4 protein-coding genes are annotated in these 11,688 nt (G+C 74.5%); 1 reads left to right on the forward strand and 3 read right to left on the reverse strand.

The genetic code is table 11. The features are described 5' to 3' along the window. The coding region (locus ABZX67_RS32655) for a biotin carboxylase N-terminal domain-containing protein (protein ID WP_280842533.1) at positions 1–93 on the reverse strand (93 nt) is incomplete at its 3' end. A gap of 294 nt (positions 94–387) precedes the next feature. Between ABZX67_RS32655 and ABZX67_RS32660 the strand changes: the two genes are divergently transcribed. Beyond that, entirely contained in the window at positions 388–2,019 is a 1,632-nt protein-coding gene (locus ABZX67_RS32660; RefSeq protein WP_355368227.1) for an FAD-binding oxidoreductase, read from the forward strand. 76 nt (positions 2,020–2,095) lie between these two features. Here ABZX67_RS32660 and ABZX67_RS32665 read toward each other — a convergent pair whose 3' ends face one another. Together ABZX67_RS32665 and ABZX67_RS32670 are read right to left on the reverse strand one after the other, a co-directional pair. Then, positions 2,096–8,650, reverse strand: coding sequence for a thioester reductase domain-containing protein (locus tag ABZX67_RS32665; protein WP_355368230.1), 6,555 nt, complete (start codon positions 8,648–8,650; stop codon positions 2,096–2,098). Positions 8,651–8,688: 38 nt separating this feature from the next. Further along, positions 8,689–11,688 (reverse strand): SDR family NAD(P)-dependent oxidoreductase (locus ABZX67_RS32670; protein ID WP_355368233.1); only part of this gene is annotated, 3,000 nt, incomplete at its 5' end.

The following is an 11,688-nucleotide window of genomic DNA, read 5'->3' on the forward strand; positions in this document are numbered from 1 at the left end:
GTAGACGGCTACGCTCGCGATCCCGGCGTCCCGGCAGGCACGGGCGACACGGACAGCGATTTCGCCACGGTTGGCGATGAGCACCTTGCGCACGAAGGCTCCTCGAAGACGTCACGAACATCGGGCACGGAACAGCACCGCTTGAAACAGCACCGCTCGAACGTATAGGCGTCCGTTCCGCGCATCGGCCATCCGCCGGTAATCACCGGCGTGTCCCACGGGACCGGCGGATGACCTTCCGCTGAGGACCCGGCGCCGCGCCGCGGCGCCCGCGCCCCGGGTTCCCGCCGGGTTACCCGGTCATGACGAACGGCTGGAAACGTTCGCGCACGGCACGACACTCGTGCGGATTTTTCCGATGTTCAGGTCTCATGGAGGCATGCGATCATGACCGAATTCTCCCGGCGCGGGCTGATGAGGGGCGCCGCGGTGACCGGTGGCGCCCTCGCGCTGCCGGCCCTCGCCACGACACCGGCCGTGGCCGCCGCCGTCGACGGGATCGACGGCGCCGAGCACGCCGTGCGGGCGACCCCGGCCATCCACGTCACCCCCGCCGACCCGCGGTACAAGGGCCTCGTGTCGGGCTCCAACCAGCGCTGGGTCGGCTCGCCCGACTACATACGCGTCGTCCACAGCGCCGACCAGGTCGTCGCCGCCGTCCAGGAGGCCGTCGACCGCAAACTGAAGGTGGCCGTGCGCAGCGGCGGGCACTGCGACGAGGACTTCACCGCCAACCGCGACGTCCGCGTCGTGATCGACATGGCGGGGATGAACGCCATCGACTACGACCCGGCCATGAACGCCATCGCCGTGGGCCCCGGCGCGCTCCTCGGCTCCGTATACCGGACGCTGTACAAGCGGTGGGGCGTCGTCCTGCCGGGCGGCACCTGCCCCACGGTGGGCGCCGGCGGCCACATCACCGGCGGCGGGTACGGGGCGCTGTCCCGCTCCCGCGGCCTGACCGTCGACCACCTGTACGCGGTGGAGGTCGTCCACGTCGGTGCCGACGGGCGGGCCCGCAAGGTCGTCGCCACCCGTGAGCCGGGCGACCCGAACCGTGAGCTGTGGTGGGCCCACACCGGTGCGGGCGGCGGCAACTTCGGCGTCATCACCCGCTACTGGCTCCGCTCGCCCGGCGCCACCGGCACCGACCCGTCGAAGCTGCTGCCACAGGCGCCGACCGAGGTGCTGCTGTCCGACGTCAGCTGGTCCTGGAGCGACCTCGACGAGGCGAGCCTCACCCGGCTGCTGCGCAACTTCAACGCCTGGCACGAGGCCAACTCGGCGCCCACCTCGCCCGGCCGCCACCTGTTCAGCCAGCTGAAGATGATGCACAAGGCGGCCGGCTACTTCCGGATGAGCACCCAGGTCGAGGCCTCGGTGCCGGGCGCCGAGCAGCTGCTCGACGACTTCCTCGCCGCGGTCACCGAGGGCACCGGCGTCCCGTACCACGTGGGCGACCGGTACCGGGCGCCCTGGCTGTACGCGGTCACCGAGTGGTCCGGATTCGTGGAGGCCGCCGTCCCACGCTGGAAGGCCAAGTCGGCGTACGTCCGCAAGGCCATGCCGGACGAGCAGCTGAAGGCGGTCTACCGGCAGCTCACCCGCGACGACTACCCCGGCCCGTACGGGATGATCGCCGTCGTCGGCTTCGGCGGAAAGATCAACGAGGTGGCGACCGCCGACACCGCCACCGCGCAGCGCGACTCCTTCGCGAAGATCCTCTACTGCAGCCTGTGGAGCGACCCGGCGGACGACGCCGTGCAGACGGCGTGGGTGCGCGAGGCGTACGCGGACGTGTACGCCACGACCGGTGGCGTCCCCCGCACCGGCGGCGTCAACGACGGCGCCTACATCAACTACGCCGACGCGGACCTCGCCGACCCGTCCCTCAACACCTCCGGCCTGCCCTGGCACCAGCTGTACTTCAAGGACAACTACCCGCGCCTGCAGCGCGTCAAGGCGAAGTGGGACCCGAAGAACGTCTTCAGCCACCGCCTCTCCATCCGCCTTCCGTAACCGCTGTTCCTTCGAAAAACCACGAAGAGGCCCCGCCGGCCGAAGCCGGCGGGGCCCTTTCGCGGGCGGCCCGGGGTTACGGGGCCGGGAAGTGGTTCTCCTCGATGAAGAAGCGGACGTACTTCTCGAAGAGGTCCTGGGTCAGGGCCGGGATCCCGATCCCCGTGCCCTCCAGGGCCCGTTCCGTCTCCGTCGTGTCGATCGGCGGGTAGAAGCCGTCCGTGTCGGACGTCATCATCTCGAAGGCGTCCAGCAGCGGCAGCAGCGCGTTGTCGCCCGACGTCACCGTCGACGTCCAGGAGTCCCAGTCGACCTCGTCCAGCTCGTAGCCGAGGGCGCGCAGGTACTGGGCGCACTGGGTGAGGGCCAGGGAACCCTGGTTGAACAGGTGGTACGTGCCGCCGGCCGCCTCCGGGCGGGCCGCGATGCCGGTGATGGCCGCGCTGACGTAGTCGACGGGCAGCAGGTGGAAGCGGCCCTCGACGCCCTTGGGCACGGACCGCGCCTGCACCAGGCCCTTGAGCGTCAGCCACACGAAGTCCCGCGTCTGGCAGGCGCCGTTGACCTGGTCGCCGGAGATGACGTCCACCCGGTACACCGACACCGGCAGGCCGCGTTCCCTGGCCACCTCGATGACCTGCTCGGCGACCCACTTGGAGCGCAGGTAGCCGCTCGCCAGCCGCTCGGCCGGGCCGGTCGGGTCCGTCACCTTCAGCGGCACGCCCGGCTCCCGCACGCCGTTGAACACGCCGACCGTCGACACGTAGTGCACCGGCACCGTGCGGTGGCGGGCCGCCAGCCGCAGGACCTCCTCGGTACCGCCGACGTTGGCCGCCTTCAGCGTCTCGTACGGCAGCAGCCAGTGCACCCGCGCACCGTTGTGGTAGACCACGTCGACGGTACGGGCCAGCTCGTCGAACGCCTCCTCGGTGAGCCCGAGACGCGGCTCGGCCAGGTCGCCGCGGACGACGACGATCCGCTCCGGGTCGATGTCGTCCCACACCCGGTACCAGCGGGCGTTGTCCCGCAGCCGCTCCAGCGCCGCCGCGTCGTCCTCACCCCGCACCAGGCAGTGCACGCGCGCCGTGGTGGTGCGCATCAGGTCGCGGAGGAGGAACGCGCCGAGGAAGCCGGTCGCGCCGGTGAGGAGGATGTCGCGCGGCGCGTCGGCCGCCACGACCACCTCGCCGGCCGGCCGGACGTCGTCGGCGAGCCGCACCTCGGCCGCGAAGTCGACGCCGCCGCGGCCGCCCCCGGGCCCGTCCTCCGGGGCCTGCGCCGCCACCACCTCGCCGTGCAGGAACGCGGCGAGCGCGGCGGGCGTCGGGTGGTCGAACACCAGCGTCGGCGGCAGCTTCAGGCCCGTCGCCGTACCGAGCTGGTTGCGCAGCTCGACGGAGGTCAGCGAGTCGAAACCGAGCGCCGAGAACGGCTGGTCCGTCGGCACCCCGGACGCGTCCGCGTGGCCCAGCACCTCCGACACGCGGCCCAGCACCAGCTCCAGCACCGCGGTCCGCTGCTCCTCGTCGGAGAGCCCCGCCAGCCGGTCGGCCAGCGACTCCGTGGAGACCTCGGTGTTCTGCGCGGTCCGCCGCCCCGACGAGCGGGCCAGCTTCTGGAGGAGGACCGGCACCTGCACCTGCTCCCGCAGCGTCGCCAGGTCCATGGGGGTCGCGGCGAGCGTCGCGTGACCCGACGTCATCGCCAGGTCCAGCAGCGCCGGACCCTGCTCCGACTCGACGGGCCGGAACCCGCCGCGGGCGATGCGCTTGAGGTCGGCCTCGTCCAGGTGCCCGGTCATGCCGCTGGTCTGCGACCACAGGCCCCAGGCGAGCGAGGTCGCCGCCAGTCCGCGCGCCCTGCGGTGCTGGGCGAGCCCGTCCAGGAAGTGGTTGGCCGCCGAGTACGTCGACTGGCCGGGGCCGCCCACGACCGCGGCGATCGACGAGAAAAGAACGAACGCCGACAGGTCCAGGCCCCGCGTCAGCTCGTGCAGGTGCCACGCCGCGTCCACCTTGGGCCGCAGCACCGCCGCCAGCCGCTCCGGGGTCTGCGAGCCGATCAGCCCGTCGTCCAGCACACCGGCCGTGTGCAGCACACCGGTCAGCGGGCGGTCCTCCGGTACGGACGCCAGCAGGGCGGCCAGCGCCTCCCGGTCCGCCACGTCGCACGCGGCGATCGTCACCTCGGCGCCCAAGGCCCGCAGTTCCGCCTCCAGCTCGGCCGCGCCCTCGGCGGCCGGGCCGCGCCGGCTGGTGAGCAGCAGGCTCCGCACACCGTGCTCGGTGACCAGGTGCCGGGCGAACAGGGCGCCCAGGCTGCCCGTACCGCCGGTGACGAGCACCGTGCCGTCGGGGTTCCAGGAGCCGGTGGTGCCGGCCGCCGACTCGGCGACCCGGCCGAGCCGCGGAACGTGCACCCGCCCGCCGCGCACCGCCGCCTGGGGCTCCCCGGCGGCCAGCACCGCCGGCAGCGCCGCCGCCGACGAGGACTGGCCGTCCAGGTCGACCAGGACGATCCGGCCCGGGTTCTCCGACTGCGCGGACCGCAGCAGGCCCCACACCGCGGAGGCGCCCAGGTCGGTGACGTCCTCCGCGTCGGTGACGGCGACGCCGCCGCGGGTGAGCACCACCAGCCGGGTGTCGGCCAGCCGCTCGTCCGCCAGCCACCGCTGGACCAGGTCCAGCGCGTCCCGGGCGACCGCGTGCGTGTCCGCCGCCACGTCACCGGACGTCCCGGCGGCGCCGTCGGACATCGCGCCCAGCGGCGCCAGGACGACGTCGACGCGCTCACCGGCGGCGACCGCCGCTGCGACCGCGGCCACGTCCGCGAGGACGCGGCCCGCGGCGAAGGGGCCCTCGCCCAGCGCCGCCCAGTGCTCCGGCTCGTCCACCGGCATCAGCGGATAGTGGGCCCAGTCCACGTGGAACAGCGCGTCCCGGTTCCGGGCCAGGGCGTTGGACAGCTCGCCGACGGCGATGGCCCGGCACGCGACCGCCGACGCGGTCGCCACCGGCTGCCCCGCCATGTCCGCGAGCTGCACCTCCAGCGCCCCGTCGGCACCCACGGCCAGCCGTACGCGCAGCTTCCGGGCGCCGGTCGCGTGGAGCCGTACGCCGTGCCAGTCCGTCGAGATCCACACCGCGCCGGCCGGGCTGCTGCCGTACGTGGCCAGGCAGGAGGCGGCCAGCGCGATCTCCAGCAGCGCCGGGTGCAGCCCGAAGCCCTCGACGCCGGTACGGCTCTGCTCGGGCAGGCTCACCTCGGCGTACACCTCGTTCTCGCCGACCCGCCACACCGCGTCCAGGCCCCGGTACACCGGCCCGTACTCGTAGCCCTGCGTGGCCAGCTTCTCGTAAGCGTCGTCCAGCGGCACCTCCTGCGCGCCGGCCGGCGGCCACTGCGTGAGCGCGAACGGGACGTCCGGGCCGCGGAAGCCGAGGTGCCCCCGGGCGTTGAGGGTCCACGGCACGTCGGCGCTGTCGGGCCGCGAGTAGATCGACACCTCCCGGCGGCCGCCCGCGTCCGCGGCGCCCACGCTGACCTGCACATGGATCCCGCCCTTCGCGGGCAGCACCAGCGGGCCGAGGATCGACAGGTCGTCCAGCACGGTGCAGCCCAGCTGGTCGCCGGCCCGCACGGCCATCTCCACCAGCGCCGTCGCCGGCACCAGCGTCTGCCCCAGCACCACATGGTCGGCCAGCCACGGATGGGTCCGCACCGACAGGCGGCTGGTGAACAGCGTCTGCTCGACGCCCGCCACGGTCACCGCGGCGCCCAGCAGCGGGTGCTCCGCCGACTCCAGGCCCAGGTCTGCGGCCTCGGCGACCACGCCAGTGGTCTCCACCCAGAACCGCTCGTGCTGGAACGCGTAGGTCGGCAGGTCGGTGTGGCGCGCTCCGGTACCGGCGTAGAAGCCCTGCCAGTCCACCGGGACGCCCGCCGTGTGCAGCCGGGCCACCCCGGTGACCAGGGCCTCCGGCTCCGGGCGGCCGCGCCGCAGCAGCGGCACCGCGGCCTCCGGGCCCACGTCGGCGGTGTCCCGCACCAGCGTGGTCAGCACCGCGTCCGGGCCGACCTCGGCGAACGCGGTCGCGCCCAGGCCCTGCAGCGTCGTCACCGCGTCGGCGAAGCGGACGGCCTGGCGGACCTGGTCGGCCCAGTAGGCGGGGGTGCGCAGGTCGTCGCCGGTGGCGAGGCGGCCGGTGAGCGTCGAGACCACCGGGATCCGCGGCTCGTTGTACGTCAGTTCGGCGGCGATGCGGCGGAACTCCTCGAGCATGCCGTCCATACGGGGCGAGTGGAAGGCGTGCGAGACGGTCAGCCGCTTCGTCTTGCGGTCGAGCCGCCGGAAGTGCGCCGCCACATCGGAGGCCGCCGCCTCGTCGCCCGAGACGACCACGGACGTGGGCCCGTTGACGGCGGCGATCGACAGCCGGTCCCCGACGTCCTTCAGGAGGGGGAGGACTTCGTCCTCGGTGGCCTGGAGCGCGATCATCGTGCCGCCCGTGGGCAGCTGCTGCATCAGCCGGGCGCGGGCGGCGACGAGCCGGGCCGCGTCGGGCAGGTCCAGGACGCCGGCGATGTGGGCGGCGGCCAGTTCGCCGATGGAGTGGCCGGCGACGTAGTCCGGGGTGACGCCCCAGGACTCGACCAGCCGGTAGAGGGCTACTTCGGTGGCGAACAGGGCGGGCTGGGTGTAGCCGGTCTGGTCCAGCTCCTCGCCGGTGGCGATGATCTCGCGCAGCGGCTTGTCGAGCAGCGGGTCCAGCTCCGCGCACACGGCGTCGAAGGCGTCGGCGTAGGCGGGGTAGGTGTCGTACAGCTCCAGGCCCATGCTGCTGCGCTGCGCGCCCTGGCCGGTGAAGAGGAAGGCGGTCTTCCCGGCGGTCTTCGTCCCCTGGGCCACGTGCGGTGCCGACTCGCCGGCCGCCAGGGCCCGCAGCCCCGCCAGCAGTTCGTCCCGGTGCGCGCCGACGACCACCGCGCGCTGCTCCAGTGCGGAGCGGCCCGTACCGAGCGAGTACGCCACGTTCAGCGGGCACACCAGCTCCGAGTCCCGCGCCAGGTGGTCCAGCAGCCGGCCGGCCTGCGCGGCGAGCGCCTGCGCCGTCTTCGCCGACACCACCCAGGGCAGCAGCGGGTGCGTGAACGCGGCCTCGCCGTCGCCCGACGCCTCCGCGGTACCGGCCAGGTCCTCCGCCGCCGGCTCCTCAAGGATCACGTGCGCGTTGGTGCCGCTGACGCCGAACGCGGAGATGCCCGCCCGGCGCGGCGCGCCCGTGTCCGGCCACGGCCGGGCCTCGGTCAGCAGCTCGACCGCGCCCGCCTCCCAGTCGACCATCGGGGTCGGCGTGTCGACGTTCAGGGTCCGCGGCAGGATGCCGTGCCGCATCGCCTGGATCATCTTGATGACGCCGCCCGCGCCGGCGGCCGCCACCGTGTGCCCGATGTTCGACTTCAGCGAGCCCAGGTACAGCGGCCTGTCCTCCGGCCGGCCCCGCCCGTACGTGGCCAGCAGCGCCTGCGCCTCGATCGGGTCGCCCAGCCGGGTGCCCGTACCGTGCGCCTCCACCACGTCCACGTCGGTCGCGGACAGCCGGGCGCCGGCCAGCGCCTGCTGGATGACCCGCTCCTGCGACGGCCCGTTGGGGGCGGTCAGCCCGTTGGACGCGCCGTCCTGGTTGACGGCCGAGCCGCGGATCACGGCGAGCACCCGGTGACCGTTGCGGCGCGCGTCCGACAGCTTCTCCACCAGCAGCAGGCCCACGCCCTCGGACCAGGCGGTGCCGTCGGCGGCGGCCGCGAACGACTTGATGCGGCCGTCCTCCGCGAGCCCGTTCTGCCGCGAGAAGTCCACGAACCCGCTCGGGTTCCCGGACACCGTTGCACCGCCGGCCAGCGCCAGCGTCGACTCGCCCTTGCGGACCGACTGCACCGCCAGGTGCAGCGCCACCAGCGACGAGGAGCAGGCCGTGTCCACCGACACCGCGGGCCCCTCGAAGCCGAACGTGTACGCGATACGGCCCGAGGCGACACTGCTGAGCTTGCTGGTCATCAGGTAGCCCTCGAGCTCCTCCGGGCCCTCCAGGCCCAGGTAGCTCTGCTCCACGACACCGGCGAACACACCCACCGGGGTGCCGCGCAGCGTCGCCGGGTCGATGCCGGCCTGCTCGAACGTCTCCCAGGCGGTCTCCAGCAGCACCCGCTGCTGCGGGTCCATCGCCAGCGCCTCACGCGGCGATATGCCGAAGAAGCCCGGGTCGAAGAGGGCCGCCCCGTCGAGGAAACCGCCCTTCTTCGTGTACGACTTGCCCGGCTTGCCGCGCTCCGGGTCGTAGATGGCGTCGATGTCCCAGCCGCGGTCGGTGGGCCATTCGGTGATCCCGTCGGCCTCGTCCATGACGAGCTGCCACAGCTCGTCGGGGGACGTCACCCCGCCGGGGAAGCGGCAGGCCATGCCGACGATGGCCACCGGTTCCTCGTTGCCGGCCTCCAGCTCGGCGAGCCGTTGCCGGGCCTTCTGGAGATCGGTGGTCACCCATTTCAGGTACTCCACCATCTTCTGTTCGCGTGCGGACGCCCCGTCCTTGCCTGCGTCCTGACCTGACGTCTGAGGTTCATGGGACATGCGTGATCAACTTCTCCTCGGGCTGGTTCGTGGGGTCATCAGTTCGCGCTGCGGCCGAGCTGGTTGTCGATGAAGTCGAAGAGGTCCTCCGCGGTGGCCGCCTCCAGGGCCTCGGCCACCTCCTCGTCCTGGCCGTTCTGCGCCGCGGTCTCGTTGAGCCGCGAGAGCAGCGTCTGGAGCCGTACGGAGACGGCCGTGCGAGCGGCGGCGTCGTCGCCCAGCTCCGCCAGGGCCGCGTCCAGCCGGTCCAGTTCGCCCAGCAGCGGCTGGGACGCGCCCGAGCCGTCGCCCTCCGGTGCCACCTCGGCCACGATGTGCTCGGCCAGCGCCTCCGGGCTCGGGTGGTCGAACACCACGGTCGCGGCCAGCCGCACCCCGGTCCTGGCGTTCAGCCGGTTCCGCAGCTCCACCGCCGTCATGGAGTCGAAGCCCATCTCCTGGAACGCGCGCCCCGCGTGGACCGCGTCGACCCCGGAGTGGCCCAGCACCGCCGCGACCTCGGCACGCACCAGGTCGAGGACCGTCTGCCGGCGCTCCACGGCCGACAGCCCGGCCAGCCGCCGCGCCAGCGACTCCACCTCGCCGCCGCCCGACCGGGCCACCCGCCGGCCCGCCACCCGCACCAGCGACCGGAAGGCCGGCGGCACCTGGCCGTGCGCCCGCATCGCGGACAGGTCCACGGGCAGGGCCACCACGGCGGCCGTGCTGTCGGTGAGCGCCGAGTCGAACAGCGCCGCGCCCTCCTCCGGCGACACGGGCCGGAAGCCCTCGCGGCCGAACCGCGCCAGGTCGTTGTCCGTCAGGTCCCCGTTGATGCCGTAGCTCAGGCCCCACAGGCCCCAGGCGATCGACGTCGCCGCGAGCCCCCGGGCCGCCCGGTGGCCGGCCAGCCCGTCCAGGAACGCGTTGGCCGCCGCGTAGTTGGACTGCCCGGGCCCGCCGATCACGCCCACGCTGGACGAGAACAGGACGAAAGCGGACAGGTCCAGGTGCTCCGTCAGCTCGTGCAGGTACCAGGCCGCGTCCGCCTTCGGGCGGAGCACCGCGTCCAGACCGTCCTCGGTCAGCGCCGGCACCAGCCCGTTGTCCAGGACCCCGGCCGTGTGCACGACACCGCGCAGCGGATGCGCGGCCGGTACGGCGGCCAGCGCGGCCGCCAGCGCCTCGCGGTCGGCCACGTCGCAGGCCGCGAACGTGACCTGCGCGCCCAGCGCCGACAGCTCCGCCTCCAGCTCGGCCGCACCCGGCGCCCCGGCCCCGCGGCGGCTCAGCAGCAGCAGGTGCCGCACGCCGTGCTCGGCGACCAGGTGCCGGGCGAACAGGCTGCCCAGGGCGCCCGTACCGCCCGTGATCAGCACGGTGCCGTCCGGGTCCCAGGCCGCGGCCCGGCCCGCCGTACCGCCCCGCGCGTCACCGACCGGCGTACGGCGCAGCCTCGGCAGCAGCACCGCACCGCCGCGCACCGCCGCCTGCGGCTCGCCCGAGGCGACCACCGCGGACAGTGCGTCGCCCGTGGCGTCCGGAGCCTCGTCCAGGTCGACCAGCGTCAGCCGGTCCGGCGCCTCCGCCTGGGCCGACCGCAGCAGCCCCCAGACGGTCGCCGCGGCCGGCTCGGGCACGCCCTCGGCGCCCGTGTCGACGGCGCCGTGCGTCAGGACCACCAGCCGCGTACCGGTGAGGCGCGGCTCGGCCAGCCACTCCTGCACCAGGCCGAGCGCCCGCCGCGCCGCCGCGTGGGCGGCGCCCACCACGTCGTCCGCGGCACCGGCCGCGAACCGGGCCAGCACGGCGTCCACCCCGGCCCCGGCCTCCACGGCCTTGCCGACCGCGGTCACCTCGTCGAACACGGGCACCTCGGCACCCGCGACGGCCCCCGCCGCGTCCAGACCGTCCCCGTCGAGCACGCCCCAGCGGAGCGGCGCGTCCGGAGCCGGCAGCGCGGCACGCTCCCAGTCCAGTTCGAACAGCGGCCGGGCCGCGTCCGCGGCAGCCCCGCTGAACGCCGCGTCCGGCACGTCCCGGAAGACCAGCCGCCCGATCGTGACGACGGGACGGTCCTCCGCGTCGGCCAGCACCACCGCGACCGCGTGCGCGTCCACCGCGCCGCCGGCCTCGGCGTCCGCCTCCTCGGCGGCCTCCGGCAGCTCGACCGGCGCGACCCGTACGCGGACGGCGGTCGCGCCGCTCGCGTGCAGCCGCACCTGCTCCCAGCGCGCCGGCACCCGGGTGGTCCCCGGCTCGCCGTCGCCGTCGCCGGCGACCGCGGTCACCGCGGCCTCCAGCAGCGCCGGGTGCAGCTCGTAGCGGGCGGCGTCCGGCAGCAGGTCCTCCGGCAGCCGCACCTCCACCGACGGGCCGTCCGACGGCACGTGCGCCGACGGGCCCTCCGGCGTGTCCGTACCGGCAGGCACCAGGAAGCCCCGGGCGTGGACCGTCCACACCGCGTCCGCCCCGGCGTCCTCACCGCGGCTGTGCACGGTGAACGGCCTGCGGCCGGACGCGTCCGCCGGGCCCACGCCCAGCTGCAGCTGCACCGCGCCGTCCGCCGGCAGCACCACGGGCGCCACCAGGTCCAGCTCCACCGAGCCCGGCAGGCCCAGCTCGTCACCGGCCCGCACGGCCATCTCGACCAGCGCGGACGCCGGCACCACCGGCGCGTCGAACACCGCCTGCTCGGCCAGCCACGGGTGCGTACGCGCCGACAACCGACCGGTGAACAGCGTCTGTTCGGCTCCCGCCACGGTCACCGCCGCACCCAGCAGCGGATGACCGGTCGCCGCCAGACCGTACCCGGAGTCCCCGCCCCCGGCGGTACCGGTGAGCCAGAACGCCCGGTGCTGGAACGCGTACGTCGGCAGCGCCACCGGACGCGGCTCCGCCTCGGCACCGGAACCCGCGAACAGCGCCCGCCAGTCGACCCGCACGCCCCGGCTGTGCAGCACTCCGAGGGCCGTCACGAGCTGGTGGGCTTCGGGGCGGTTCTTGCGGAGGGTGGGGGTGGCGTCGGCGAGGGGGCTGAGGACGGCGTCGGGGCCGAT

The sequence above is a fragment of the Streptomyces sp. NPDC003036 genome (assembly GCF_040611175.1).
Lineage (GTDB): Bacteria > Actinomycetota > Actinomycetes > Streptomycetales > Streptomycetaceae > Streptomyces.